This window comes from Cupriavidus sp. MPR-AND1C, from assembly GCF_058809705.1.
On sequence record NZ_JBXASU010000014.1, the window covers coordinates 72,700 to 98,259 of the forward strand.

The 25,560-nt window shown below is 66.0% G+C and carries 22 protein-coding genes; 10 read left to right on the top strand and 12 right to left on the bottom strand.

What is annotated here, in order from left to right; all coding sequences use genetic code 11:
• Positions 1 to 35 precede the first annotated feature (35 nt).
• Positions 36 to 764: a FadR/GntR family transcriptional regulator gene (locus AC1RWI_RS10970; RefSeq protein WP_492866316.1), complete on the bottom strand. Its 729-nt coding sequence runs from the start codon at positions 762 to 764 to the stop codon at positions 36 to 38.
• A 133-nt stretch (positions 765 to 897) separates the two neighbouring features.
• Positions 898 to 2,217, bottom strand: a complete 1,320-nt coding sequence (locus AC1RWI_RS10975) for an MFS transporter (protein ID WP_492866369.1) — start codon at positions 2,215 to 2,217, stop codon at positions 898 to 900.
• 252 nt (positions 2,218 to 2,469) lie between these two features.
• Between AC1RWI_RS10975 and AC1RWI_RS10980 the strand changes: the two genes are divergently transcribed.
• Positions 2,470 to 3,012: an ureidoglycolate lyase gene (locus AC1RWI_RS10980; protein WP_082055117.1), complete on the top strand. Its 543-nt coding sequence runs from the start codon at positions 2,470 to 2,472 to the stop codon at positions 3,010 to 3,012.
• A gap of 100 nt (positions 3,013 to 3,112) precedes the next feature.
• Here AC1RWI_RS10980 and AC1RWI_RS10985 read toward each other — a convergent pair whose 3' ends face one another.
• The 3 genes from AC1RWI_RS10985 to katG form a co-directional block, all read right to left on the bottom strand.
• Positions 3,113 to 4,183 carry an extracellular catalytic domain type 1 short-chain-length polyhydroxyalkanoate depolymerase gene (locus AC1RWI_RS10985; protein WP_492866318.1) on the bottom strand — a complete coding sequence of 357 codons (1,071 nt, stop codon included), beginning with the start codon at positions 4,181 to 4,183 and terminating at the stop codon, positions 3,113 to 3,115.
• 58 nt (positions 4,184 to 4,241) lie between these two features.
• Positions 4,242 to 4,673 carry a CopG family transcriptional regulator gene (locus AC1RWI_RS10990; RefSeq protein ID WP_492866320.1) on the bottom strand — a complete coding sequence of 144 codons (432 nt, stop codon included), beginning with the start codon at positions 4,671 to 4,673 and terminating at the stop codon, positions 4,242 to 4,244.
• A gap of 274 nt (positions 4,674 to 4,947) precedes the next feature.
• Positions 4,948 to 7,185, bottom strand: coding sequence for a catalase/peroxidase HPI (gene katG / locus AC1RWI_RS10995; RefSeq protein WP_492866322.1), 2,238 nt, complete (start codon positions 7,183 to 7,185; stop codon positions 4,948 to 4,950).
• Between the two features lie 558 nt (positions 7,186 to 7,743).
• Here katG and AC1RWI_RS11000 point away from each other — a divergent pair.
• On the top strand, positions 7,744 to 8,199 hold the full coding sequence (locus tag AC1RWI_RS11000) for a DUF3331 domain-containing protein (protein ID WP_052495252.1): 456 nt from the start codon (positions 7,744 to 7,746) through the stop codon (positions 8,197 to 8,199).
• A gap of 428 nt (positions 8,200 to 8,627) precedes the next feature.
• On the top strand, positions 8,628 to 9,383 hold the full coding sequence (locus AC1RWI_RS11005; protein WP_492866324.1) for a response regulator transcription factor: 756 nt from the start codon (positions 8,628 to 8,630) through the stop codon (positions 9,381 to 9,383).
• Between the two features lie 38 nt (positions 9,384 to 9,421).
• Here the strand turns inward: AC1RWI_RS11005 and AC1RWI_RS11010 are convergent, their stop codons facing one another.
• The 4 genes from AC1RWI_RS11010 to gabT form a co-directional block, all read right to left on the bottom strand.
• Positions 9,422 to 10,921 (bottom strand): aldehyde dehydrogenase, encoded by a 1,500-nt coding sequence (locus AC1RWI_RS11010; RefSeq protein WP_492866326.1) that lies wholly within the window; start codon positions 10,919 to 10,921, stop codon positions 9,422 to 9,424.
• Positions 10,922 to 10,957: 36 nt separating this feature from the next.
• A complete protein-coding gene (locus AC1RWI_RS11015) occupies positions 10,958 to 12,205 on the bottom strand; it encodes a Zn-dependent hydrolase (protein WP_492866328.1) in 1,248 nt (415 codons plus the stop codon).
• Between the two features lie 26 nt (positions 12,206 to 12,231).
• A complete protein-coding gene (locus tag AC1RWI_RS11020) occupies positions 12,232 to 13,959 on the bottom strand; it encodes a thiamine pyrophosphate-binding protein (protein ID WP_492866330.1) in 1,728 nt (575 codons plus the stop codon).
• A gap of 106 nt (positions 13,960 to 14,065) precedes the next feature.
• The gene (gene gabT, locus AC1RWI_RS11025) at positions 14,066 to 15,328 is read right to left on the bottom strand and encodes a 4-aminobutyrate--2-oxoglutarate transaminase (protein WP_492866332.1); all 1,263 of its coding nucleotides are present in this window, start codon (positions 15,326 to 15,328) and stop codon (positions 14,066 to 14,068) included.
• Positions 15,329 to 15,828: 500 nt separating this feature from the next.
• On the opposite strand from gabT, the gene AC1RWI_RS11030 reads away from it, so the two are divergent.
• The 4 genes from AC1RWI_RS11030 to AC1RWI_RS11045 all read left to right on the top strand — a co-directional run bounded on the left by AC1RWI_RS11030 (position 15,829) and on the right by AC1RWI_RS11045 (position 19,879).
• Complete coding sequence (locus tag AC1RWI_RS11030) at positions 15,829 to 16,578, top strand: FadR/GntR family transcriptional regulator (RefSeq protein ID WP_043354300.1); 750 nt, start codon at positions 15,829 to 15,831, stop codon at positions 16,576 to 16,578.
• A 374-nt stretch (positions 16,579 to 16,952) separates the two neighbouring features.
• Complete coding sequence (locus AC1RWI_RS11035) at positions 16,953 to 18,305, top strand: MFS transporter (RefSeq protein WP_492866334.1); 1,353 nt, start codon at positions 16,953 to 16,955, stop codon at positions 18,303 to 18,305.
• Positions 18,306 to 18,314: 9 nt separating this feature from the next.
• Complete coding sequence (locus tag AC1RWI_RS11040; RefSeq protein WP_492866336.1) at positions 18,315 to 18,971, top strand: RraA family protein; 657 nt, start codon at positions 18,315 to 18,317, stop codon at positions 18,969 to 18,971.
• Positions 18,968 to 19,879 (top strand): HpcH/HpaI aldolase/citrate lyase family protein, encoded by a 912-nt coding sequence (locus AC1RWI_RS11045; RefSeq protein WP_492866338.1) that lies wholly within the window; start codon positions 18,968 to 18,970, stop codon positions 19,877 to 19,879. The genes AC1RWI_RS11040 and AC1RWI_RS11045 overlap by 4 nt, the downstream gene beginning before the upstream one ends.
• 190 nt (positions 19,880 to 20,069) lie before the next feature.
• On the opposite strand, the gene AC1RWI_RS11050 is transcribed toward AC1RWI_RS11045, so the two are convergent.
• The 3 genes from AC1RWI_RS11050 to AC1RWI_RS11060 all read right to left on the bottom strand — a co-directional run bounded on the left by AC1RWI_RS11050 (position 20,070) and on the right by AC1RWI_RS11060 (position 22,630).
• The gene (locus AC1RWI_RS11050; RefSeq protein WP_492866340.1) at positions 20,070 to 21,101 is read right to left on the bottom strand and encodes a sensor domain-containing diguanylate cyclase; all 1,032 of its coding nucleotides are present in this window, start codon (positions 21,099 to 21,101) and stop codon (positions 20,070 to 20,072) included.
• A gap of 72 nt (positions 21,102 to 21,173) precedes the next feature.
• Positions 21,174 to 21,560, bottom strand: coding sequence for a hypothetical protein (locus AC1RWI_RS11055; RefSeq protein WP_052494977.1), 387 nt, complete (start codon positions 21,558 to 21,560; stop codon positions 21,174 to 21,176).
• A 71-nt stretch (positions 21,561 to 21,631) separates the two neighbouring features.
• Positions 21,632 to 22,630, bottom strand: coding sequence for a LysR family transcriptional regulator (locus AC1RWI_RS11060; RefSeq protein WP_043354293.1), 999 nt, complete (start codon positions 22,628 to 22,630; stop codon positions 21,632 to 21,634).
• Positions 22,631 to 22,755: 125 nt separating this feature from the next.
• Here AC1RWI_RS11060 and AC1RWI_RS11065 point away from each other — a divergent pair, with 125 nt between their 5' ends.
• The 3 genes from AC1RWI_RS11065 (at position 22,756) to AC1RWI_RS11075 (ending at position 25,521) form a co-directional block, all read left to right on the top strand.
• The gene (locus tag AC1RWI_RS11065) at positions 22,756 to 23,388 is read left to right on the top strand and encodes an HAD family hydrolase (protein ID WP_043354290.1); all 633 of its coding nucleotides are present in this window, start codon (positions 22,756 to 22,758) and stop codon (positions 23,386 to 23,388) included.
• Entirely contained in the window at positions 23,385 to 24,692 is a 1,308-nt protein-coding gene (locus AC1RWI_RS11070; protein WP_492866343.1) for an NAD(P)/FAD-dependent oxidoreductase, read from the top strand. Before AC1RWI_RS11065 ends, AC1RWI_RS11070 begins: the two co-directional genes overlap by 4 nt.
• Before the next feature lie 274 nt (positions 24,693 to 24,966).
• A complete protein-coding gene (locus AC1RWI_RS11075; RefSeq protein WP_492866345.1) occupies positions 24,967 to 25,521 on the top strand; it encodes a cysteine hydrolase family protein in 555 nt (184 codons plus the stop codon).
• Positions 25,522 to 25,560 lie beyond the last annotated feature (39 nt).

The window sequence follows — 25,560 nt, forward strand, 5'->3', positions numbered from 1 at the left end:
TGGATGCCTTTACCGGCTCCGTGCGCCAGGCCCGCTCAGCCGGGGCGATGGCCCGGCGCCACCCCGTCGCCCGCGCGGCTGCCCGCGGGGAAATGCACGCCCGCGCGCTGGGCCGCCCGGACGATGTGATCCGACATGGCGCGCTGGGCCAGGCTGGCGTCGCCCGCGGCCAAGGCGTCGATGATGGCGCAATGCTCGGTGTAGGTGGCAAGGCGGCTGCCGCGCTGGTAGAACGGCAAACGCTGGCTTTCCTGCATGACGTCAGTGCTGTTGCGCAGGATATCGGCGATGGCGCGGTTGCCGGCGATCGCGATGATGCGCATATGAAAATCAAAGTCCAGCCGGGCGGCCTGCGTGAAGTCGGACGCGTCGATGCACACCCGCATGGCCTCGGTGTTCTCGCGCAGGGCGTCGATGTCTTCCGGCAGCAGCGCCGCCGCGGCCAGTCCCACGGTGAAGCCCTCCAGCGCGAAGCGCAACTGGTAGATATCGGTCAGCGAATGCGATTTGGAGAAACGCCATGGCGGCGGCGTGCCGTCGCCAGCGTCGGCGGCCACGTACACGCCCTTGCCGGGGCGCGAGACCACCAGCCCGAGCCCCTGCAGCGTGGACAACGCCTCGCGCAGCGAGGTGCGGCTGATGCCGAGCTGCTCCGACAGGTCGCGCTGCGAGGGCAACAGCGAGCCGGCCGGGTACTTGCCGCCCTCGATCCACTCGCGGATCAGGTTCGCGGCGTTGGCGGAGATGGCGGTAGCTGTGACCATTAGGTGCGATGAAGTCCGGCGCGGGATCGTGAAAGATGGGGGGCCGGCGCTTGGCCGCCGGATCGACGGCAAATTGTACTCGACGGCCCGCCCGGAGCACGCCCCGGGCAGCGCCATCGCATACCTGCCCGACTTACTTGTTCACCAGCCGCGCCGGCACCGTATAGGTCAGCGCCGCGCCGCAAAGCAGCACGCCAGCCAGCACGAACATGGCCAGGTTGGTGCTCTGCGTCGCATCCTTGATCAGGCCGATCATATAAGGGCTGACAAAACCCGCCAGGTTGGCGAACGAGTTGATCATGGCGATGCCGGCAGCGGCGCCCGCACCGGACAGCAGCGCGGTCGGCAGGCTCCAGAACAACGGCGACGTGGCCAGGCTGCCGCCCGCAGCGAGCGCCAGCGCGGCGAGCGAGAGCACCACGTTGTCGCTGAAGATCGCGCTCAGCGCCAGGCCGGCGGCGCCGCAGCAAAACGGCACGATCAGGTGCCAGCGGCGTTCGCGCATGCGGTCGGAGCTGCGGCTGACCAGGATCATCGAACACACGGCGAAGGAGAACGGGATGGCCGTCAGCAAGCCGATATGCAGCGCGCCGCTCACGCCGGCCTGCCGGATCAGGGACGGCAGCCAGAACGTCAGTCCGTACTGGCCCATCACCGTGCAAAAGCAGATGCAGGCCATCTTGATGATGCGGCGGTCCGAGAACAGCTGCCGCATGGTCATGTGCCCGCCTTTGGTGGCGTTCTCGTTGGCGATGTTGCGCTCCAGCAGGTCCTTCTCGCTCTGCGTGAGCCAGCGCGCCGAGCGGATGCTGTTGTCCAGGTAGGCCAGCACGGCAACGCCGACCAGCAGCGAAGGCAGCGCTTCGATCAGGAACATCCATTGCCAGCCGCGCAGCCCCGCCACGCCCTGCATGGACTCCATGATGAAGCCGGAGAGCGGGCCGCCAAAGATGCCCGACACCGGGATCGCGCACATGAACAGCGCCACCATGCGCGCGCGGCGGTGCGACGGGAACCAGTAGGTCAGGTACAGGATCATGCCGGGGTAAAAGCCCGCCTCGGCCGCGCCGAGCAGGAAGCGCAGCACGTAGAACTGCGTGGTGGTCTGCACGAACACCATCGCCGCCGAAATCACGCTCCACATGATCATGATGCGCGAAATGGTCGCCTTGGCGCCGATGCGGTGCATCAGCACATTGCTCGGCACTTCGAAGAAGAAGTACCCGATGAAGAACAGGCCGGCGCCCAGCCCGTAGGCGGACTCGCTGAACTGCAGGTCGCCAAGCATATGCAGCTTGGCAAACCCCACGTTGACGCGGTCCAGGTAGGCCACGACATAACAGAGCATCAGGAACGGCAGTAGGCGCCACGCCACCTTGCGGTAGACGGCGTTTTCCCGCGCCGCCGCGTGGGCGGCGGCGGGCTCGGGGGCTAGCGATGGGGCGGTGGTCAGGGACACGGCGGTTTCCTCCTCGGGTGGCTCGGCTCGTTATCTCAACTGGTATTACCAGTCTGTTTTCTTGGAGATGGCGAAGGATACGTCACGGCATTTCCCCAAGGAAAGCGGCGTAAACCCTGTAATACAAGCGCCTTGACGCCGCTCATTGACAATCGGATACTGGCACCACTGGTATTACCAGTTGATCCACGGAGATTGGCCAGGCGCCTTCCCCGGCCACTTCTTACCCATGACAAGAGGAAAAACGTGTCTGCTCCCGACGAGACGGCGATCCAGCCCCCACTGCCATCCCAAGCGCCGGTGTGCCTGCAGGTGGAGCCACTGACCGTAGCCGCATTCGCCCCGTTTGGCGATGTCATCGAAAGCGAGGGGCGCGCGCCGATGGTGATCAATGGCGGCATGACGCTGCGCTATGACGACCTTGCCAGCGTCGATGTCGGCACGCAGGGCGGCCGGGCGCTGATCAGCTTCTTCGACGCGCAGCCTTATGCGCTGCCGCTCGGCATCCGCGCCATGGAGCGGCACCCGCTGGGCAGCCAGGCCTTCGTGCCCCTGGACGAGGCCGCCTTCCTCGTGGTCGTGGCGCCCGTTGGCGACCAGATCGACGAATCGGCCATCCGCGTGTTCGTCACCAACGGCAGGCAAGGCGTGAACTACAAGCGCGGCGCCTGGCATCACTCGCTGATCGTCACGCAAGGCACGGCGCGCTTCCTGGTGGTGGACCGCGGCGGCGAGGGCCACAACTGCGACGTCACCGAGCTGCGCGGCAACTACCAGGTGGCGGGGTAAAGGCGTCGTCGCCTGTCGCTGGAGTTTGCGCAAGCACTGGCGGCGCGCACGAAGGCTCGAGGCGTGCAGGGCATTCAGGTCTGCGCGCCCGTGCCACTGCTTACTTCTTCAACGGATTCAACGGATGCGCCAGGAAAAACCGCACCATCTCCGCGCTGGCATCGGGCCCGCTCGCATCGGTGTACGAGCCATGCGTACTGCCACCCGCCCACGCATGCGATGCGCCATGAAGCAGCCAATACTCAGCGTCAACGCCGTCGCGTGACTTCAACTGACGCCGCGTGAAGGCGCGCCCGTTCTGCCTGCCCCGGCGCGGGCCGTCCTGCTCACCGTCATGCTGGAATGCTCGCAGCAGCCGGTCGGCGTTGGACACATGCACGGTCGTATCCGCGTCTGCCTGGAAGACGATCAGGGGCCGCAACGGCGCGGCCTGCGCTTTCGCCATGTGCGTGCCCGCCAGCGCGCCACCCTTCATCGCGGCGAGCGCCGAAGGCAAGTCATGCGCGCTGGCATACGGCAAGCCGGAGTGAATCCCCGCCGCGGCATACAGGTCGGGATAGGCATGCACCATCACGGCAGCCATGGCGCCGCCGGCGGACAAGCCGGCCACGTACACGCGATCGGGATCGACCGGATGGCTGGCCATGACTTCCCGCGTGATGCCCGCGATCAGCGACGGCTCACCCAGCTCGCGCCGCTGGTCGCCCGGATTGAACCAGTTCCAGCATTTGGACGGGTTCGCCGCCGCGGGCTGGATCGGGTAGGCAACCAGGAAACCGTGCTGCTTCGCCAGCGCATTCATGCGGGTACCCGCCGCAAAATCGTCGGCGTCCTGCGTACAGCCGTGCAGCATCACCACCAGCGGCAGGCGCTGGCCCTCGAAGCCGGCGGGCACGTAGAGCTTGTAGGCGCGCTGGCCGGCGTGTCCGGCATGGCGCCGGGCGGTGAAGTGGCCTGTGTCCCGCACGTCGGGTTGCGCTGCGCTCTCCTGCGCCTGGCGTGGCAGCAGCGCCTCGACAACTTGCGCGGGCTGGAAGCCGGCATTGGGCACTGCGCTGTTGCCGCGCAGTGCGCGCGCAATGACCTCGGTGGCTTCCAGCGGCCCCGCGGTGCGCAGCAGCGCCATGGCTTCCTGCATGGAAGCCAGAAATTCTTCGTTCTTCTTCGTCATGGTGTCCTTGGTGTCCTTCCACGTGCCTTTGGCGTTAGGCTTCCCGTTGCCTGGCGGCTTAGCGGATGCGGCCGGCCAGCGCGGCCTTGACGGCGGCGGAGGCATGGAAAGCGCCCAGCACCACGATCGACTCGATTGTGGCGAGGGCAAGCTCGGGCGTGACATCGGATGCGATGCTGGCCAGTCCCAGCACATGGATATCCAGGCGCTGGTGCGCGGCTTGCGCCACCTCCAGGTCCTGGCGGGAGAAATGCTGCAGGCCAAGCACCAGCGCGCGCCGCGTCACGGTCTCGCTGACGGCCTGCGCGTGGATCGCAAGCTGGTTGCGGATCGCGGTGCGGATCAGGTCGGTACGGTTCGAGTAAAAGCCTTCCTCGACCAGCAGGTCGATCTGGCCGAGATCGACCGGGCCGAGATTGATCGTGATCTTCTCGGTTTCGCCGCCTTTCGGGCGGGGTTGCGCCACAAGTGCCTTTTGTTGCTCATCCATCGCCATTCGCCATCCAAATACCATCCAATGGGATGGTTATAGGATGGAACGACCCATTGTTCAAGGACGATTGCCGATTTTTGCTGCAATCGCACATAAAAGTGCGGCCCACGGTATCCGGCAGCATTGCCCACCCTGGCATTCAGGGCAGCAGGGAACCAGGGGGGCGCAGCATGTTCTGTAGTGAACATGTGCAGCCCGTCAGCCGAATGGGTGCGAATGGGTGCGAATGGGTGCGAATGGCGAGACTGGAGAAACGTGCCTCTGCCAGACGCTAGGAGGCCAGGTCGAACCGATCGAGGTTCATCACCTTGACCCATGCCGCGACGAAGTCACGGACGAATTTCTCTTGGGCGTCCTCGCTTGCGTAGACTTCGGAAAGCGCGCGGAGCTGTGCGTGCGAACCGAAGATCAGATCGACACGCGTGCCCGTCCATTTCAGTTCACCGGTCTTGCGGTCGTATCCCTCGAATACTTCGCGAGAAGCTGAAAGTGGCTTCCATTCCGTGCGCATGTCGAGCAAGTTGCGAAAGAAGTCATTGGTCAACGTCTCCGGCCGGTCGGTGAGAACGCCGTGAGCCTGCGTTCCGGCATGAACGTTCAGCACACGAAGCCCGCCGATCAGAACGGTCATCTCCGGCGCGGTCAGCGTCAGCAGCTGGGCCTTGTCGATCAGCAACGCCTCCGCAGGAACGCTGTACTCTCCCTTGAGGTAATTGCGAAAGCCGTCTGCAACCGGCTCAAGCACCCCGAAAGATGGCACGTCGGTCTGTTCCTGCGACGCGTCCATGCGGCCTGGCGAGAACGGCACGATCACCCGATGGCCGGCCCTTTCTGCTGCCAGCTCGATACCGGCTGCGCCGGCCAGCACAATCAGATCCGCCAGTGAAATCTTCTTGCCGCCAGACTGCGCGCGGTTGAACTCGGACTGGATGCCATCCAGGACCGTCAGCACCCTCGCCAATTGCCGAGGCTGGTTGACGGGCCATTCAACCTGCGGTGCAAGGCGGATGCGCGCACCATTGGCACCGCCGCGCTTGTCCGAGCCACGGAAGGTCGATGCCGATGCCCAGGCCGTCGACACCATCTGCGCGACAGACAGCCCCGACGCGCGAATCGTCTGCTTGAGCGAAACGATATCCTGGTCGTTGACCAACGGATGGTCCACGACGGGGATCGGGTCTTGCCAGATCAAGGCTTGCGCAGGCACTTCCGGGCCAAGGTAACGGGCGCGCGGACCCATGTCGCGATGGGTCAGCTTGAACCAGGCGCGGGCGAAGGCGTCGGCAAACTGGTCAGGATTCTCCAGGAAACGCCGCGAGATTTTCTCGTAAGCCGGGTCGAAGCGCAACGAAAGGTCGGTGGTCAGCATCGTAGGCCGCAGCTTCTTCGACGGATCATGCGCGTGCGGGATCGTCTCACCGGCATCCTTTGCCACCCATTGATGCGCGCCGGCCGGGCTCTTGGTCAACGTCCAGTCGTAGCGGAACAGGTTCTCGAAAAATCCCATGCCCCATGTCGTCGGCGTCGCGGTCCAGGTCACTTCCAGACCGCTGGTGATTGCGTCGGCTCCCTTGCCGGTGCCAAAACGGCTCTTCCAGCCCAGCCCCTGCTGCTCCAGGTCAGCAATCTCCGGCTCCGGGCCAACGTTGCCGGCCGGCCCCGCGCCGTGCGTCTTGCCAAAAGTATGGCCACCGGCGATCAGCGCGACGGTTTCCTCGTCGTCCATGGCCATGCGGCGGAAGGTCTCGCGGATATCGCGCGCGGCCGCGATGGGATCCGGATTGCCGTCGGGGCCTTCCGGATTCACGTAGATAAGGCCCATCTGCACCGCGGCCAGTGGATTTTCCAGGTTTCGTCCGTCTTCCGGGTAGCCCGCCCCAGCGCCACGCGGATCCCCATCGTTGCCGGCCGCGCCCTTGCCGTAACGGATATCGCCGCCAAGCCAGGTTTTCTCGTTGCCCCAGTAGACGTCATTGTCCGGCTCCCAGGTATCTTCACGACCTCCGGCAAAGCCGAAGGTCTTGAACCCCATGGTCTCAAGCGCGACATTGCCGGTGAGGATCAGCAGGTCGGCCCAGGAAATCTTGTTCCCGTACTTCTGCTTGATCGGCCAGAGCAGGCGACGTGCCTTGTCCAGGCTGACGTTATCGGGCCAGCTGTTGAGCGGTGCGAAACGCTGCTGGCCGCGTCCGGCGCCTCCCCGGCCGTCGTCGACACGGTAGGTACCCGCACTATGCCAAGCCATGCGGATGAAGAGTGGACCGTAGTGGCCAAAGTCCGCCGGCCACCAATCCTGCGAATCGGTCATCAGCGCAGCAAGGTCCTTTTTTACCGCCGCGAGGTCGAGACGCTTGAAAGCCTCGGCATATCTGAAGCGCTCATCCATTGGGCTGGACTTGCCGGAATGCTGACCAAGCAAGTCCAACCGCAACTGTTTCGGCCACCAGTCGCGATTTGTCGTACCGCCGCCGGCGGCATGATTGAACGGACACTTTGCTTCACTAGACATGCACTCTCTCCTATTGCGGTAGCACTAAACGCCTGATCTGAAGTGTGAAGTCTGCCTTCCATCCAGAATCAGTCAGCGGCCATGGCCCTGGACACTTGTGTGCCCGGTGGGGCGCGGTGCGAGCCGATGATCGTTGCGGCGGCGAGAAGCTGTCAATCAAACCAAAGGATAGGGTGTCCCCCTGGCATGCCTGATTTTCATGGCGCAGGGCTTTTGTGTCCTTTCCGCCCACGAACTGAACCATCCGAGCGCAACCTGATTGTGAGTCAACCAATTCACGGATGCATTGCCTAAATGCCTGACTATGAATCCCCACCGAAAAATAAACAGATAGCCCGCCCCACCAGCAGCAGCCTTATTCCCGGCGCGGCGGGCTGCCTCCTACGTTCGTATGACCCGGCCATCTCAACGTCGTACCGCGCCTGCACCGATGGACAACTGCGTGCGGCGCGCAGCGCGTCATAAGATGTCCTTATGGTCGGCGTCCACACGCCAGCCTTCATCCGCGCGACGGGGCCGGCTGCCTCCCCCGCCCGCCTCCATCATCCGGAGCTGACCATGCCAGCGCACCCGAATCCCGCCACATCATCCACCCCATGTGCGCAAGCGGACCGCCCCGACCCGTGGGACAGCACCATCGGCCTGCTCAATGCGCGTCAGGCCTTCCAGCTGTACGCCGACTGCGCCTGGCCCGATGAGGAAGATCCCCGGCGCCGCCGCCACACCGCCATCGTCAGCGTGGTGGAGCGGCCCAGCCCCACCTTGGCGGTGATCAGCTGGCGCGACCCCACCCATTGCCGCTACGGCGCTCAGATCTGGGCTGCGATATCGGCACGCGAGGCTGGCGTGTGCGCCCTCAGCGGCCTGCCCATCGCCAAGGGCCAGGCCGTCTACCGCCCGCGCCCCTGCCGGCCGCCGCCGCGCAACGCCGAAGCCATGATCCTCGCGTCTGCGCTACATGCAGCGTGCGGGACCGACGCCGACGCCTGCGGCGAAGATGCCTTGGCGGCATGAGGCACGCGCGGCCCGCCCCGTGCGTCGGCTGGGGCAACTCCGTCGCCAAGATCGCGACCCGGGCCGGTGAGGCGCGAGGTGCCTGACACCGTGACCGCTGCACGAAGATAGCCAGAAGAGCGCATTTGACACGCATATCGAGCAGTTTGATCGGAATGTCAAGTTTCATCCACGCAACATGCCTACTTGATTTCAAGCATGATCCGAACCTAATATCTTTCAAGATAAAAAACATGACATATTCGGGCAGGCTCTACGACGCACAGAGCCGCCCTGGCGGGTCCGCCAGGGCAGGGTCGGAAATCCGGGGATTGCAAAATCCTGCCGCAAGCGCTGGTCGGCGCTGGCAGTGTCGTGCCATCCCCGTGGGTTCAGCCTGTCTCCGTTGCACTTGCATTTGTATTTGCGCTTGTACGGGGAGTTACGGCATGAACGTGGTGCTCGTTGAAAGCCATCCATTGCTCCGGATTGCAATGCTCACGCTGCTGGAGAGTATTGCAGGCATCGCGCAAGTCGCTGCCATCGACCCGGGTGAAATCCCTGCGCATTTGCACGCCGGCGGCAGCGCTGACCTGATCGTCTTTGGCATGCCCGCCGATGCCGACACGGGCTGGCAATGGCTCGGCCAGGCACGCAGGCTATGGGCCGCGCCGCGCGTGCTGCTGCTCTGCGATACCGTGCCGCTGCAGCTGCCGCAAGGCGAGATCACCGAAGGCTTCTGCGGCTGCCTGCCGAAATCCGCCCCGCTCGACGTGCTCAGGACCGCCATCCGGCGTATCGCCACCCGTCAGCCGGAGCGTGCCGGCGCGAGCCAGCTTTCACTGTTCCCCGCCTTACCCGCCTTGCCCTCGGCTGCGCTGGCACCGCGGCCCGCTGCCGGGAGCCAGCGGCTGACACGAGAAGCAACGCAACTGGGATTGACGCAACGCCAGTATGACGTGCTGGTACTGCTCTCCCGAGGGCATGCGGTCAAGACCGTAGGCCGCCTGCTGAATATCTCGGCGCCGACGGTCAAGACGCATGCCCGCGCCATGTACAGGCATCTCCAGGTGGCTGGCAAGGAAGAGGCCGCCTACAAGGCACGGCAACAAGGCTTTAGCCTAGCGTGGCCGGTTGGCGGCGTGCCGGCGTTGGCGCTGGCACTCCGCCACGCCCCCACCGTGCGGCAGATGGAACTGCTCTGAGCGGCTGGCCGGCGTTGGCCGGCCGGCGCATTGCCTGGTCACGCCAGGCTGATCCACGTGGTCTTCAGGTCCGTGTACTTGTCCAGCGCATGCAGTGACTTGTCCCGTCCCGAGCCCGACTGCTTCACGCCGCCAAACGGCACCGTCACGTCGCTGTCCATATAGCAGTTGACCCACACCAGCCCCGCCTGCAGCTTGCGCGAAACCCGGTGGGCGCGGGACAGGTTGGAAGTCCAGAGTCCCGAGCCCAGCCCGTAGGGCGAATCGTTGGCCATGCGGATGGCCTCTTCCTCGGACTCGAAGCGGGTCACCGCCAGCACCGGGCCAAAGATCTCTTCGCGCACGATGGTGAGCGACTGCGTGGGGCACTCGAAGATGGTGGGCTGCATGTAGAAGCCGCCACTGTCCGTGTGCGCGCGCTTGCCGCCGGCGCGCAGGCGGGCGCCTTCGTCCTCGCCGCTCTTCACATAGGACATCACCCGCTGCAGTTGCGCGCCGTCGACGATGGCGCCCATGGCGGTGGCGGGGTCGAGCGGGTCGCCCGGCTGCATGCGCGCTGCGTGCGCTTCCAGCTTCTCCATGAACGCGTCGTAGATGCCGCTTTGCACATAGAGGCGCGAACCGGCGATGCAGATCTCGCCCTGGTTGCTGAAGATGCCGATGGCGGCGGCCTGCGCGGCGCGGTCCAGGTCGGGACAGTCGTCAAAGACGATATGCGGGGACTTGCCGCCGCACTCGAGCCAGACGCGCTTGAGATTGGACTGGCCGGAATACTCCATGAAGCGCTTGCCGGTGGCGGTGGAACCGGTAAAGGCAATGCAGTCCACGTCGGGATGGCGGCCCAGTGCCTGCCCGGCGGCGGCGCCAAGACCTGGCACCACATTGAAAACGCCCGCCGGAATGCCCGCTTCTTCGGCGAGTTCCGCCAGCCGCAGCGCGGTGAGCGGGGACTGCTCCGCGGGCTTGAGCACCACGCTGTTGCCGGCGGCCAGCGCGGGCGCCACCTTCCAGCTGGCCATCAGCAGCGGGTAGTTCCAGGGCACGACCGCCGCCACCACGCCCAGCGGCTCGCGCGTGATGGTGGCCAGCACGCCGGGGCCCGTCGGCGCGATCTCATCGTAGATCTTGTCGATGGCTTCGGCATACCAGGCGTAGGTGCGGCCGGCTTCGGGGATGTCGTATTGCAGCGTCTCGGCAATGGGCTTGCCCATGTCGAGCGTTTCCAGCAACGCGAGCTCTTCGCGATGTGTCTCGATCAGGTGCGACAGCCTTAGCAGCGTGGCCTTCCTGGCGCTGCGCGGCATGTCCGACCAGACGCCGGACTGAAACGCCTTGCGCGCCGCGGCTACCGCGCGCTCGACGTCCTGCGCGCCGCAGGCCGCGACGCGGGCGAGCGCCTTGCCGGTGGCGGGGTTGATGGTCTCGAAGGTGGCGCCGTCGGCGGCGTCGGCCCAGCGGCCATCGATATAGGCTTGCGAACGGATCGATACCGTTGCTGCCTGCTTGCGCCAATAGGCGAGATCTCTCAAGTCACTCATCGTGGATTCCTGGCATTCATTGAGGTTTCGGCCCGCTCAGGCGCTCGTGTTCGCCTGCGCCACCATGGCGCCAAGCAGCACATTGGCCCCGGCTTCCAGATGCTCGGGCTTGGCGTCTTCGATTTCGTTGTGGCTGATGCCGTCCTTGCATGGCACGAAGATCATCGCGGTGGGCGCCACGCCGGCGATATAGACCGCGTCATGGCCCGCGCCAGTGACGATGTCCTGATGGCTGTAGCCCCGCGCGGCGGCTTGCTGGCGCACGTGGCGGATCAGCTCGGGCGCGAACGGCGTGGGCGCGAAGTACTGCACGTCTTGCACAACCACATCCAGGGCCGCGCCGGTGGTGGTGCCGTCCGCGACGGCGGCGCAAGCCGCGCGAAAGCGCGCATCCATCGCGGCAAGCCGCACCGGGTCGAGATGGCGCAGGTCGACCGTGAACGTCACCGCCCCGGGAATGACATTGCGCGACGACGGATGGACCTTGACCACGCCCACCGTGCCGCGCCCGTGCGGCGCGAAGTCGTTGGCGATGCGGATCACTTCCTGCATCAGGAACGTGGCGCCATAGAGCGCGTCCATGCGCAGCGGCATCGGCGTGGGGCCAGCGTGCGCCTCCATGCCGGTCACGGTGACGTCGTACCAGCGCAGGCCCAGCGATCCGGTCACCACGCCGATCACGTTGCCCTCGGCCTCGAGCACCGGCCCCTGTTCGATATGGGCTTCGAAGTAGGCGCCAACCTTGCGGCCAACTTCCGCGTCGCCGGCATAGCCGATGGCCGCCAGTTCATCCGCCACCCGCTTGCCCGCCACATCGGTGGCCGACAGCGCGGTCTGCAGCGCAAAGACGCCGGCAAACACGCCGGAACCCATCATCACCGGGACAAAACGCGAGCCTTCTTCATTGGTCCAGATGGCCACTTCGAGCGGGGCCTCGGTGGTGATGCCGTGGTCGTTCAGGGTGCGCATGACTTCCAGGCCGGCCAGCACGCCATAGCAACCGTCGAACTTGCCGCCGGTGGGCTGCGTGTCGATATGGCTGCCGGTCATGACCGGCGCCAGCGCGTTGTTGCGCCCAGCCCGGCGGGCAAAGATATTGCCGACCTGGTCGACCGTCACGCTCAGTCCGGCTGCGCGCATCCAACCGGTCACCAGGTCGCGCCCCTGCCCATCCAGCGCCGTAAGCGCCAGGCGCGCATTGCCGCCCTTGGGCGTGGCGCCGATCGCGGCGAGGTCCATCAGTGACTGCCACAGGCGCTCGCCGTTGATTGCCAGCATGCTCATGGTCTCTCTCCTTGCCGTCGTGGCCATTACTTCGCGCCCGCTTGCCGGGCAAGTGCGTCCGAGCGGATCTGCGACAAGGTCATGCCCGGCGCGATGCCGTCCGCGTCATAACGCAGCTCCAGCAAGGCAGGCAGCTGCTGGGTGTTGGCGAATGCAAGGGCACGCGCAAAAGCGGGACCGAACGCTTCATCGCTGGCGACAATTTCTCCATACCCGCGATAGGCGCGGATCAGTTCGCTGAACTCCGGATTGTCGAAGCCAAGCGCCACGGTGCGGCCCGGGAACTCGCGCTCCTGGTGCGCGCGGATGGTGCCCCAGATACCGTTGTTGAAGACCAGCACGACGATGCCGACCCGGTACTGCATGGCAACGCCGAGTTCCTGCAGGTTCATCTGGAAGCAACCATCGCCCGCATAGCAGATCACGGTGCGATCGGGGTTCTCGAGCTTGGCGGCAATGGCCGCCGGCAGGCCGTAGCCCATCGATCCCACGGTCGGCGCGAGGCTGGTGCCAACGCCCTTGAAGCGGTAGTAGGCATGCGGATACAAGGCATAGTTGCCCGCGCCAACGGTAATGCAGGTGTCCTGCGGCACGTTGTCGCGGACGTGGCAGGCGGCCACGTTGAGGTTGAGGGCGCCCGGCGCGGCCTTGGGTTCCTGCTCGGCCAGGTACACCTGGTGGGCGTCGTGCCCGGCGTTGCGCGCCCCCGGGGAACGCGATGGGGAGAGTTCGGCCACCGCGGCGGCAAACGAAACCACGTCCGCGGCAATCGGCAGCGTGGGATGAAACACGCGGCCAAGCTCATTGGCGTCGGGGTACACATGGACCAGCCTCTGCCTGGGCAGCGGGCTTTCCACCACCGTGTAGCCCTCGCTGGTGGCCTCGCCCATGCGCGTGCCCACGGCGATCAGCAGGTCGCTTTCCTGTACGCGCTTGCGCAGCGATTCGGGCATGGCCCAGCCCACGTGCCCGGCAAAGTTGGGATGATGGTTGTCGAAGCACTCCAGGCGGCGCCAGGCTACCCCGACCGGCAGCGCGAAGCGCTCGGCAAACCCCTCCATCTGCCGCGAGGCCGCCGGCGTCCAGCCCGATCCGCCCAGCAGCAGGAACGGGCGCTCCGCCTGCTCGATCAGCTCGGCCAGCGACGCCATCGCGCCAGGCGTCGGCGCGCTGTGGGCACGGCGGTAGCGTGGCACGTCGGCCACCGTGGCCTTGCCCCACAGCGTGTCTTCGGGCAACGCCAGCACGACCGGGCCGGGCCGCCCGCTGGTGGCCACCGCGAAGGCGCGCGCGATGAATTCGGGAATGCGCTCGGTGCGGTCGATCTGCGCCACCCATTTGGTCATCTGGCCAAACATGCGGCGGTAGTCGACCTCCTGGAACGCTTCGCGCTCGTAGAAATCGTTGCCGACCTGGCCAACGAACAGGATCATGGGGGTCGAATCCTGGTAGGCGGTGTGCACGGCGATGCTGGCGTTGGTGGCGCCGGGGCCGCGCGTGACAAAGCAAATGCCGGGCTCGCCGGTCAGCTTGCCTTGCGCCTCCGCCATATAGCCCGCCCCGCTCTCTTGCCGGCACACGATGGGCTGGATCTTGTCATGATGGTCGTACAGCGCATCGATGCAAGGCAGGTAGCTTTCGCCCGGCACCAGGAAGACGCGTTTCACGCCCTGGATGATCAGTTGGTCGATGAGGATCTGGCCGCCGTTGCGCGCTGTGCGCGCCGGCAGTGCTTGCGACGATTGCTTGTTCATGGTCGTGAATTCCGTTTTTGCGATCGCCGCGCGCTTCAGCCTGGGTGCGGCGATCCTTCGAAGTCTTGAATACGATGTTTGCGGGCCTGGGCTTGCGCGCCGGCAGTTACTGCAGGAGCGCGGCCTCCAGGATGCTCAGCCCTTCGTCCATCACGGCATCAGGGATGGTCAGCGGGAACAGGAATCGCACCACGTTGCCGTGGACACCGCAGGAGAGCAGCAGCAGGCCGCGCTCCAGGGCGCGGTCTTGCACTTGCCGCGTGAATTCGGGATCGGGGCGGCCGTCGGCCTTGCGGAACTCCACGGCAATCATGGCGCCCACGCCGCGCACCTCGCCGATCTCCGGCACGCGCGACTTCAGGCCATCGAGCTTGTCCTGCAGCCGCTGGCCGAGCGCGGCGCCGCGCTCGATCAGCTTCTCGCTCTCCAGCACGTCCAGCACCGCCAGCGCCGAAGCCACCGCCAGCGGGTTGCCAGCGTAGGTGCCGCCCAGCCCGCCGGGGGCCGGCGCGTCCATGATCTCGGCCCGGCCGCAAACGGCCGACAAAGGCATGCCGCCGGCCAGGCTCTTGGCCATGGTGGTCAGGTCCGGCGTGACGTCGTAGTGCTCCATGGCGAAGAGCTTGCCGGTGCGGCCAAATCCCGTCTGCACCTCATCGGCCACCAGCAGGATGCCGTGCTCGTCGCAGATGGCGCGCAGCGCGCGCACGAACTCGGCGGGTGCCACGTTGAAACCGCCCTCGCCCTGGACCGGCTCGAAGATGATGGCCGCGACCCGCTTTGGGTCCACGTCCGCCTTGAACAACTGGTGCAGCGCGTTGATCGAATCCTGCACGCTCACGCCATGCAACCCGTACGGGTAGGGCGCGTGGAACACGTCGCCCGGGAACGGGCCAAACCCCACCTTGTACGGCACGACCTTGCCGGTCAGCGCCATGCCCATCATGGTGCGGCCGTGGAAGCCGCCAGAGAAGGCGATGACGCCAGGGCGCCCGGTGGCCGCACGGGCAATCTTGATGGCGTTCTCGACGGCCTCGGCGCCGGTGGTGAAAAACGCGGTCTTCTTGGCGAACGCGCCCGGCGCGCGGGCGTTGATCTTCTCGGCCAGTTCGATATAGCTGGCGTAGGGCACGATCTGGTAGGCGGTGTGCGTGAAGCGCTCCATCTGCGCCTGCATGGCTTGCACCAGGCGCGGATGGCGGTGACCGGTATTGAGCACGGCGATGCCGGCCGCGAAGTCGATGTAGCGGTTGCCTTCGACATCCCACAGTTCCGAGTTTTCGGCGCGCTCGGCATAGAAGTTGCACATCACACCAACGCCACGGGGCGTGGCGGCATCTTTGCGGCGTACCAGGTCTGCGTTCTTCATTGCATGCTCCATTGCATTGGTGTCCTGCTGTCTTGTCTGGATCTGGATCTGGATCTGGACGGCTAGCGCCACGAGGGGCCGGCCGGGAAATCGGGGGAAAGCGCTCCGGGTCAGGCTTAGGGTCAGACCAGTGCGACCCGTCGGATGGCGCTAAAGCCGCTTTTTGCGTCGCCTGGCTTGTAACTCAACCGATGGCCGGACCAATTCTATGGCTTTCGCAGAAAAAATGCCAAAACTTTTGATTTTTTGACAGGGTGGTCAGTCCAATTGAAGACGATTACTTCACGTTTTGCCCGGAACACGCACAGCGATGTGCGGGAAAGATGACCGATAGCACCCGAAGCGCATGCCCGGCTTGCTGCCAACCCGAAGCCACATTGGCCGGACCACTCCCGCTGGCGCCCCGGAAAGCCGGGAGAAACCCACCCTGCCCCTTGAACAGACACCGGGTTTTGCTGTATTGATCAGACCATCAGTCAATTTGCAGCGGCCTTGCCTTCATGTCCCTACTTCAAGCGGTTTCAGCGCAGCGCCTTTACCGGCTGATCGCCGACCAGATTGCCAAGAAAATCAGCGCAGGCGAGTTCGCCCCCGGCGAGCGCCTGCCCGCGGAGCGCGAGCTGGCCGAGCAGCTCAACGTCGCGCGCTCGACCTTGCGCGAAGCGTTGATCGCGCTCGAGATCGGCGGCTATATCGAGGTGCGCGTCGGCAGCGGCGTATTCGTGCTGGAACCCAAGGAGAACGGGCAGGCCGCCACCAACGGCACCGAGCCCGATCCGGCTGCCGAGATCGATGCCCGCCTGGGCGCGGCGCTGGAAGCCAGCCCGTTCGAGCTGATCGAGACGCGCACGCTGTTCGAACCGGAATGCGCGGCGCTGGCGGCCCAGCAAGGCACCCCCGAGCAGATCGCCGCCATCGAAGAGGCGCACCGGAAGATGAACCCCGATCAGTCGCCGGAAGCTGGCGACTTCGCGCATGACCGAGCCTTCCACCAGGCCATCGCCGATGCTTGCGGCAATGCGGCGCTGGCATCGGTGGTCACCCATGTATGGGATCTGTGCGAAGCCAGCCCCTTGTATAAGCGGCTCGACAAGCACTTTGTGGACGCGTCCGCCTGGCGCGCGGCGGTTGGCGAGCACGACCGCATCGTCAGCGCGATTGTGGCGCGGGACCCCATCCGGGCGCGCCACGCCATGTCGTTCCACCTGCTGGCGATTGTGTCGCGCCTGTCCGAAGACATCGCCGAGTAGGCCAGACAGACCCTTGCCGGGCCGGACATACCGGGTCCGGGCGCACATCGCTGGTGCAAGCCAGGCCCAACCTGGCTCCCCCAGCCGCCCACTTTCGCACCAATTCCACACGCAGACCTTAACGAAAAGTGCTATTTAGGCACTTTTGTTGTTGGCACGTGGCTTGCGTTAACGAAGCCGAAGTGGTGAAATTCGCCACAACAGGCCGGACCACCCGCCCACCTGACCTAGAACAACTACCTATTACGCTTAATTTATCGGCCATCTACGCTATATTGGCCTGACCACCCGAACAAAAATACCTAAAGCATCACCTAGCACCGGCCCCCTTACCTCACGCGTGCCCAAGCCTGCGCGCATTACTGGAAAGCCTCATGAACCCCGACCACGCCCCCATCCACCAGCCCGAAGCCGGGCGAGCGCCCCGCAACATGAAGAAGATCGCCGCGGCCAGCGTCATCGGCACCACGGTCGAGTGGTATGACCTGTTTATCTTCGCCACGGCCTCGGCCCTGGTCTTCAACAAGGTCTTCTTCCCGGCCTTCGACCCGCTCACCGGCACGCTGCTCGCCTTTGGCACCTTCGCATCGGCCTATCTGGCCCGTATCCTCGGCGCCGCGCTGTTCGGCCACTTCGGCGACAAGGTCGGCCGCAAGTCCATGCTGCTGATCTCGCTCATCATGATGGGCTCGGCCACCTTTGCCATCGGCCTGCTGCCGGACTACCGCTCGATCGGTATCTGGGCGCCCATCCTGCTGCTCACCTTGCGCGTGATACAGGGCCTGGCCCTGGGCGGCGAGTGGGGCGGCGCGGTGCTGATGGCGGTGGAACACGCCCCGGCCGACAAGCGCGGCCTGTACGGATCATGGGTGCAGATCGGCGTGCCCGCCGGCACGCTGATCGCCAACCTGGCGTTCCTGCTCTGCAATGCCGTGCTGTCGAATGAGGCGCTGCTGTCCTGGGGCTGGCGCGTTCCGTTCCTGGCCAGCGTCTTGCTGGTGGGCGTGGGCATGTACATCCGCCTGAACACGTCGGAAACGCCGTCGTTCAGCAAGGTCAAGGCCACCGCCGCGCAGGTGAAGATTCCGCTGGCCGAAGTGCTGACGAAATCGTGGAAGCAGGTCCTGCTGGGCGGCATCGCGACGATGTCGACCGGCACGGCCTTCAACCTGATCGTGGCGTTCGGGCTGACGTACGGCACGCAGACGCTTGGCTTCTCCCGCAATCAGATGCTCACCATCGCGCTGATCTCGTGCGCGCTGTGCATCGTGCTGCTGCCGCTGTTTGGCCTGCTGTCGGACAAGGTGGGCCGCAAGCCGGTGATCATCGGCGGCATCATCGCCGAGGCGCTGCTGGCCTTCCCGCTGTTCTGGCTGCTGGACACCAAGGTGTTCTCGTTCGCCCTGCTCGGCTACCTGCTGATGATGAGCGCCTTCGCGGCCAACTACGGCCCGATCGCCACGTTCCTGGCGGAGCTGTTCGGCACCAAGGTGCGTTACTCGGGCCTGTCGATCAGCTACATGCTGTCCGGGCTGCTGGGGAGTGCCGCCACGCCGATCATCACCACCGCGCTGCTGTCCGCCACGGGCCGCGGCTCTTCCGTTGCGTGGTACATGATCGGCTCCGCGCTGATTTCCGCCGTCGCGCTGTTGCTGCTGGCCGAGACGCTCAGCAGGCATGCCCCGGCGGCGGCCACCGGGGTGGACGCCACCACCTCGCTGTCCTGAGTGAGCGCCATGCAAGCCAGACTTGACACGGCGCTGCTGCGCCAGCTTGAACGCGTGAGCTTCCCCACGCTCGGGCACTTCCTTGAAGACGGCTTTGCCAGCCACGAGATCCGCGCGCTCGCGCCCAACGTGAAGGTCGTTGGCCGTGCCGTCACGGTGCGCCTGGCCACGCCCAACGCCATTGCCGTGAACCGGGCGCTGGCCAGCCTCGCGCCCGGCGATGTGCTGGTGATCGATGCCTGCGGCGACCATGCGCATGCCCCCGTTGGCGCCGTCACCGGCACCGCGGCCTTGTGCGCCGGCGCCAGGGGCATCATCGTGGACGGCGTGGTGACGGACATCCTGGAGCTGCGCGCCATGGGGATGCCGGTGTTCGCGCGCGGCACCAGCGTGCTGACCACCAAGCGCATCGACGACGGCGGCAGCGCCGTCAATGCGCCGGTGATCTGCGGCGGCGTCACCGTCAACCCGGGAGACATCGTGCTGGCGGATGACAACGGCGTGCTGTTCCTGGCGCCGGAAGTCGCCGCCGGCATCATCGGCCAGGCGCTGGCTTCCGATCAAGCCGAGCCGGCAATCCTGGCCCGGCTGCAGGCGGGCGAGCCGGCCAGTGCCGTGCTGTTCCAGGGCGATGGCCACGCGCCCGCCACGGGAGAAACGCCATGAACGCCCAAGCGACAAGACGGCCGCCAGGACTGCGGCGCAGCTGGCTGTTCGTGCCCGGCCTGGACCCCGTGCGCCAGCACGCGGCGCTGGAAAGCGGCCCGGATGTGGTGGTCGCCGACCTGGAGGAATTCACCAGCCCCGCGGACCGTCCCGCGGCGCGCGCGCGGATCGCCGCCCTGATGGGCGAATGCCGGGCACGCGGCATTGTCGGCGCCGTGCGCATCAACAAGCTGGATGGCGACGGGCTGGATGACCTGCACGGCGTGCTGCCGGGTGCGCCCGCGGCGGTCCTGCTGCCGCACACCGAGTCGGGCGCGCAGATCCTGGCGCTCGACCAGCAGATCACCGGCCTTGAGCGCGAGCTTGGCCTGCCGCATGGCCACACCGAGATCGTGCCGACGTTGGAATCAGCGCGGGGCATCGTTGCCGCGCCAGCCATCCTGTCGGCCAGCCCGCGCGTCAGTGCCTGCCTGCTGGCGGCGGAAGACCTGAGCGCGGATCTTGACGCGGTGCGCGGCCCGGACGGCATCGAGCTGCATCATGTGCGCGCGCGCTTCCTGGTGGACTGCATCGCCGCAGGCTGCGTGCCGATCGACTGTCCGTTCAACTACCAGGATGCTACGGCGCTGGCTGCGGACCTCGCCTGGGCCCGGCGGATCGGGCTGAAGGCGAAATGCACGGTGTTCCCGCATCAGGTCGCCGCGATACACGCCGCGCTGACACCATCGGCGCAGCAGGTCGCGCAGGCGCAAGACAGGGTTGGCAGGTACGAGGCGGCGCGCGACGGCAAGCCCGCGCAGGGCCCGCGCATCGATTCGCCGGACTACAACACGGCACGCCGCCTGCTGGCGCGCCATGCCGGGTTCGTGCAATGGGCGCAGGCCGCTCGAGGTGCGGCGGCCTGCTAGCGAGTTAGCCAGTCAGCGCGTTAGCCTTTCTAGTGTCCTGAGTCTGAAATTCGTTGAAGAAATAAGTTGTCCGAGAAGGCGTGCGAGCCTAGGAGCGAAGCGCAGCAAGGCTGGTGCCTTGCGAGCATTCGTGACGACGGATCGTGCGTCTTATCGGACGACTTACTCAACGAATTTGTGATTCAGGACACTAGATGATGACCACCTTGTTCCTGCCGTCGGCCTTGGCCATATAGAGTGCGCGGTCCGCAAGCGCGAACCCCTCGCGAGACCCGGGCTCGACGGCACCCTTCTTGCGCGCCAGCGAGGCGCCGATGCTCAGCGTCACGCTGCCGAACGGCGAGCCGCGGTGCTCGATCTTCAAGCGCTCCACGCTCAGGCGCAGGTCTTCCAGCGCCGTCTCCAGCGCTGGCCGTGGCGCGCCGCACAGAAGCAGCCCGAACTCTTCCCCGCCCAGGCGCCCGGCAATCATGCGATGCGCATCCGCAATCGATTGCAGCACCGATGCGACCTCGCGCAGGCAGGTGTCGCCCGCCGGATGCCCGTAGGCGTCGTTGTATCGCTTGAACCAGTCGACGTCGACCATGACCGCGCCGATTTCTTCTCCGTCGGCCGTTTCATGCCATCTGCGGCGAACGCTCTCCAGCATGGCGCGCCGGTTGAACAGTTGCGTGAGCGGATCGATCGCGGTGGCGGTGCGCAGCTTCAGGTCGTTCTCGACCATGGCACGCAGGTGCCTGAAGACCTCGCACTGCGCCAGGGTGATGCGGTGCGGCGCCGAATCCATCGCGCAGAGCGCACCGACGACCGTGCCACAGGGCCCCTTGATCGGGATCGCCGCGTAGAAACGCACGAAGGGGAAGCATCTGACCAGCACGCATTCGCCAAAGCGTGGATCGGCCAGCGCGTCTTCGAGCACGAACAGGTCACCGTGCCGCGCCACATGATCGCAAAGCGAATGCTTGCGCGAGATAGGCGAAAGCGGCATGCCCACCGCGGCCCGATAGTGCTGGTGCTCCTCGTCGAGCAACGTGACCGCCGTCATGGCGGCACCCGTCGCATTCTTCAGGATCGCGGCGGCATGGCGAAAGCACTCGCGGATCACCTGGTCATCGTGCAGCAGCCAGTCGATGACGGACGGCTCGGCATGCTGCGCGCTGGCGCCAATCTCGGCCGGCAGCAGCCTGCTGGCGGGGCGGTCGTATTCAGTGGTGAGGCGCAAGGTCTACTTTCGAAATCAACGGTTGCCCCTGCTAACGGCGAGCCATCCGCAAACTTGAATGCCTTGCGCCGCTCAGTCCGAGCGCCCCGGCAGCATGATGGGGCCATCCTCATCGGCGCTGCCATCCATCACCACCAACGCATCGCCAGCCCAGAACACCTCCGCCAGCGGCACGCCGCGCGCCGATGCCTGGCCGATCTGCTTCCCCGCGGCGGTGTACACCCGCACATAGCCGTTCACATAGTAGAGCTTGTCCGAGCCTTGTCCCGGAAAGGCCATGATCGGCACCCAGCTACGCCAGCTGGCCAGCTTGTACTTCTGATAGTAGAAGGCCCCGTTAGGGCTGTACGCCTTGCCGCCGTAGGCCACGCCGTCATAACAGTAGAGATATGCGGGGTAAGCCAGGATGGCGATTGTGGCGATTGCCGCTGCGGCAATCAGAAGGGACTTGTTCTTCATCTATTGTTAAGTGATTGCCCAGACCGAGGGATTTCCCATACGCCAACGCGCCAGCATCGGCATGCCGGGTCTCATCCCCGCTCCCCTTGCGCGGGCGTTGCCTTGCGCTGGCGCCGGGCGCGCGCGTGCAGGCGGCGCAGTATCACGTCAAAGGACTCCAGCTGCCGGTTGATTTCCGCCTGGCCTTGCTCCACCAGGTAGCCACGGAAGGCAACCGCCACGCGCGGCAGGCGCACGCCCGGCAGGTTCAGTACGTACCAGTCGCGCTCGATGGGATTGCCTTGCAACGGCAACAGCCCGATCAGCCCGGCCTGGAATTCCAGTGTGCAGGCGTGCAGGGAGAGAAATGCGACCCCCAACCCTGCCGACACCATCCGCTTGATCGCCGCGTTGCTGGACAGCTCAGAACCCAGGGGCAGCCGCAGGCCGGCCTCCCTGAACAACCGCTCCACGGTATTGCGCGTGCCCGAGCCGCGCTCGCGCACCAGCAGGTTCTCCTCCACCAGGTCCTGCAGCGTGAGATTGCGGCGCGCCATCAATGGGTGGTCCGGCGCCGCGATGAATGCCATGGGGTGCTTGGCGAACGGCGTCGCCTGCGTGCGGATGTCCGTGGGTGGCCGCCCAATGATGGCAAGATCGATCTCATGCATGGCCAGCATCCGCACGATCTCCTCACGGTTGCCCACATGGAGCTTGATCTTGACGTCGGGCTGGTCCGCGGTGAATGCCACCAGCATCGACGGCAGCAGGTACTCCGCCGTCGTGATGGCGCCGACCCGCAGCGTGCCGGCCAGGTTGCCCTTGAGCGCCGCCACCTCCTCGGTGGCTTCGCGCCACAGCCGCAGGATCTGACCGGCGTAGCCCGCCATCACCTCACCGGCGGGCGTGAGCTGCGTGCCCCGGCCCGCGCGCTGCAGCAGTGGTGCCCCGATCGCCTCCTCGAGCAGCTTGAGCTGCAGCGACACCGTTGGCTGCGTGATGTGCAACTCCTCCGCCGCGCGGGAAACGCCGCCCAGGCGGGCAATGGCATCGATGGCATTGAGCTGCCGGAAGGTGGTGGTTCGATTCATAGTAGAAAACCTATTGGTCGGTTTTATAAACCAATTTTTCAATATGAAGCGGCTACCTTATAGTGCCATGACCGGAAACGCAATCGCGTCCGCGTATCGAAACGTAGTGCATAGGGAGACGAAAAATGTCGCTGGAATTGCTGGTGCTTACCCTGGACGATGTACTCATCCGCGCGGACGAACTGCGCAAGTCCGGCTTCGGCGCAGCACCGCGAGAACGCGACACCCCGCTCCACTTGCATGAGGATGCTTGCACCGGCGCGCGTGCCGGCAAGCCGGCCGAAATCCGTGCCCAGGCCATGCAGCTCATGCGCAGCGCGGAGCTGGGCGGCGCGCGGCTGGCGCTTGCCGCGCCGCTCGCATCGCGCACGCTGCACATCCTGCTCGATAGCGCCATCGGCCCGGACTGGATGGACCGCTTTACTGTCGTCGCCACGGCGGACGCGCTGCTGCCCCGGGAAACCGAGATCGAGCTTTACCGGCTGATCCTGCGCACGGCCGATGTGCCGGCGCACCGCGCCTTGCTGGTCGGCGCCACGCCGAGCAGCCTGCGCGCCGCGCAAGCCGTCGGCATGCACACAGCCACCGTTCAGCCGGCGTATGACGATGCACCGCGCCAGGCAGGGGGATCTGCCGTGCTTTCAGGTTCGCCGGATGCGCTCTGGCCGGATTTCCACGCGTTGGAGTGCATGGTGGACGGCAATCGGCGGCCTGACGCGCTCGCGGCAACAAGACAGCAATCACGGAGTTTCCCATGAACACCATCGTGATCGTCGGCGGCGGCGCCGCCGGACTACAGCTCGCCACCCGCCTCGCCAGGCGGCTAGGCAAGCCAGGGCTCGCCGAAATCGTGCTGGTCGACCGCAGCCCCACGCACCTGTGGAAGCCACTGCTGCATGAAGTGGCCGCGGGCAGGCTCGAGCCCGTGGTTCACCATACGTCCTTCGCGCTGCAGGCCGAGCGCCATCGCTTCCGCTACGTGCAGGGCGACCTGCAGGCCGTGGATCGCATCAACCGCACCATCTCCGTGGCTATCTCCGGCACCGGCCATGGCGAGGGCGGACAGCTCCAGTCCATCGGCTACGACAAGCTGGTGCTTGCCGTTGGCGGCGTCACGCAGTACTTCGGCGTGCCCGGCGCGCGCGAGCACGCCCTGACGCTGGACAGCGTGAGCAGCGCGGAGCAAGTGCGCGAGCGCCTGTTCACCGCCTTGCGCCGCAAGACCGCACAGGCTCATGCACAGCCGCAAGCAACCACCGGCACAGTCCGCGTCGCCATCGTCGGCGCGGGCGCCACCGGCGTGCAGCTCGCGGCCCAGTTGCGCCGCACGTCCAGCGTGCTGAATCGTTATGGCATCCACCGGCTCGACCCGGTGACGGGCGTGGACATCTGCCTGATCGAAGCCTCGCCCGCGGTGCTCCCCGGCCTCGGCGCCCGGATCGCGGATCGCGTCGGCGAGCAGCTGGCGCGGCTGAACATCCGCGTCCAGTGCGGCGCCCGCGTGACGTCAGTCAGCGAGAGCGGCCTGACCATGGCCGGCCAGGCACCCATGCAGGCGGATGTCGTGGTGTGGGCGGCTGGCATCGCTGCGCCGGGCATGCTGGCCAGCTTTGGGCTGCCGGTCAATGCCAAAGGGCAGATCCGCGTATTGCCCACCCTGCAGAGCGTCGACGACGAACATATCTACGCGATCGGCGACTGCGCCAGTTGCCGGCCCCAGGACCTCGATGCGGAGCTCCCGACGCGCGCGCAGGTTGCCTATCAGCAAGCGCTGTATCTTGCGCAAGCGCTGCCACGGCGATTGGCGGGCAAGCACACCGAGGGGTTCCGGTATCGCGACTATGGCTCGCTGGTCAGCCTGGCGGGAAGCAGCGCCATCGCCAACCTGGCCGCGCCGGGCAAGGACAGCGGCTGGCATATCGAAGGCAGGTTTGCCGCCCTGCTCCACCATGCCGTCTACCGCCGCCACGTGCTCGCCATCCACGGCTGGGGACGCGCGCTGGGCATGACGCTGGCCCAGGGGCTGGAACGTTTGCTGGCGGCGGGCACGCGGCTGCACTGAACGTTGACCACCAGCCCGGCCAGACCGGGCTTCTGCGCGGCGAGTGTCAGCAGGCCACACCGGAGATTGACGCCCCGCCCGGCCTGCTGCATGATCCGCCAATGCACTTCCTGGCTCTCGACACCACGACCACTACCACGACCGCTGATGGCGGGTCGTGTGGTCGGACCATGAGCCAGGAATAAGCCGCTCAAGTCTTCACCCCAAGGCCCCGCCAGCGATGGACGGGGCCTTTTGGTTTCTGCGCCCGCGCTGGCATCACAGGAGAAACACCATGCCTGGCAGTGCAAGCCCCGGACGTTGCGCCCTGTTGATCATCGACATGCAGGTCGGCATGTTCAACGGCCCAGAGGCGCCCTATGAAGGGCAGCGCGTCCTCGCCACCATCAACACGCTCATCGCTAGAGCCCGCGAAGCGGGCGCGCCCGTCTTTGCCGTGCGCCACACCGGCCCGCTGGGATCTGCGCTGGAGCCCGGCAGCGCGCTGTCGCAACTGCTTCCCGAGCTTGCGGTGGATGCCGTCGCGGACACGGTGTTCGATAAAACCCGGCCCAGCTGCTTTGCCGGAACCGGGCTGGCAGGCTGGCTGTCGGATGCCGGCGTTGCCGAGCTGGTCATCGTCGGCATGAAGACGGAGTACTGCGTCGACACGACTTGCCGTGCCGCCGCGGAGCTAGGCTTCAGGCCGGTGCTGGTCGCGGACGGACATACCTGCATGGACACGCCGGTGCTGCCGGCGCAGGCCATCATTGCGCATCACAACCGGACGCTGAGCGGGCCGTTCGTGAAACTGGTGAACGCGGCGGACTGCCGGTTCGCACAACATTGACGCGGCGTCGCCAGCCTCGGAATGCGCGCATCCACTGTT

What these genes read in the sequence shown, in the direction of transcription:
- AC1RWI_RS10985 (WP_492866318.1), bottom strand. Translation starts at nt 4,183, where the DNA reads ATGACGAAGAAGAACGAAGAATTTCTGGCTTCCATGCAGGAAGCCATG.
- AC1RWI_RS11070 (WP_492866343.1), top strand. Translation starts at nt 23,385, where the DNA reads ATGAACACCATCGTGATCGTCGGCGGCGGCGCCGCCGGACTACAGCTC.
- AC1RWI_RS11060 (WP_043354293.1), bottom strand. Translation starts at nt 22,630, where the DNA reads ATGAATCGAACCACCACCTTCCGGCAGCTCAATGCCATCGATGCCATT.
- AC1RWI_RS10970 (WP_492866316.1), bottom strand. Translation starts at nt 764, where the DNA reads ATGGTCACAGCTACCGCCATCTCCGCCAACGCCGCGAACCTGATCCGC.
- AC1RWI_RS10990 (WP_492866320.1), bottom strand. Translation starts at nt 4,673, where the DNA reads ATGGATGAGCAACAAAAGGCACTTGTGGCGCAACCCCGCCCGAAAGGC.
- AC1RWI_RS11000 (WP_052495252.1), top strand. Translation starts at nt 7,744, where the DNA reads ATGCCAGCGCACCCGAATCCCGCCACATCATCCACCCCATGTGCGCAA.
- AC1RWI_RS11045 (WP_492866338.1), top strand. Translation starts at nt 18,968, where the DNA reads ATGAACGCCCAAGCGACAAGACGGCCGCCAGGACTGCGGCGCAGCTGG.
- AC1RWI_RS11065 (WP_043354290.1), top strand. Translation starts at nt 22,756, where the DNA reads ATGTCGCTGGAATTGCTGGTGCTTACCCTGGACGATGTACTCATCCGC.
- AC1RWI_RS11020 (WP_492866330.1), bottom strand. Translation starts at nt 13,959, where the DNA reads ATGAACAAGCAATCGTCGCAAGCACTGCCGGCGCGCACAGCGCGCAAC.
- AC1RWI_RS11055 (WP_052494977.1), bottom strand. Translation starts at nt 21,560, where the DNA reads ATGAAGAACAAGTCCCTTCTGATTGCCGCAGCGGCAATCGCCACAATC.
- AC1RWI_RS11010 (WP_492866326.1), bottom strand. Translation starts at nt 10,921, where the DNA reads ATGAGTGACTTGAGAGATCTCGCCTATTGGCGCAAGCAGGCAGCAACG.
- AC1RWI_RS11040 (WP_492866336.1), top strand. Translation starts at nt 18,315, where the DNA reads ATGCAAGCCAGACTTGACACGGCGCTGCTGCGCCAGCTTGAACGCGTG.
- katG (WP_492866322.1), bottom strand. Translation starts at nt 7,185, where the DNA reads ATGTCTAGTGAAGCAAAGTGTCCGTTCAATCATGCCGCCGGCGGCGGT.
- gabT (WP_492866332.1), bottom strand. Translation starts at nt 15,328, where the DNA reads ATGAAGAACGCAGACCTGGTACGCCGCAAAGATGCCGCCACGCCCCGT.
- AC1RWI_RS11035 (WP_492866334.1), top strand. Translation starts at nt 16,953, where the DNA reads ATGAACCCCGACCACGCCCCCATCCACCAGCCCGAAGCCGGGCGAGCG.
- AC1RWI_RS11015 (WP_492866328.1), bottom strand. Translation starts at nt 12,205, where the DNA reads ATGAGCATGCTGGCAATCAACGGCGAGCGCCTGTGGCAGTCACTGATG.
- AC1RWI_RS11005 (WP_492866324.1), top strand. Translation starts at nt 8,628, where the DNA reads ATGAACGTGGTGCTCGTTGAAAGCCATCCATTGCTCCGGATTGCAATG.
- AC1RWI_RS11075 (WP_492866345.1), top strand. Translation starts at nt 24,967, where the DNA reads ATGCCTGGCAGTGCAAGCCCCGGACGTTGCGCCCTGTTGATCATCGAC.
- AC1RWI_RS11030 (WP_043354300.1), top strand. Translation starts at nt 15,829, where the DNA reads ATGTCCCTACTTCAAGCGGTTTCAGCGCAGCGCCTTTACCGGCTGATC.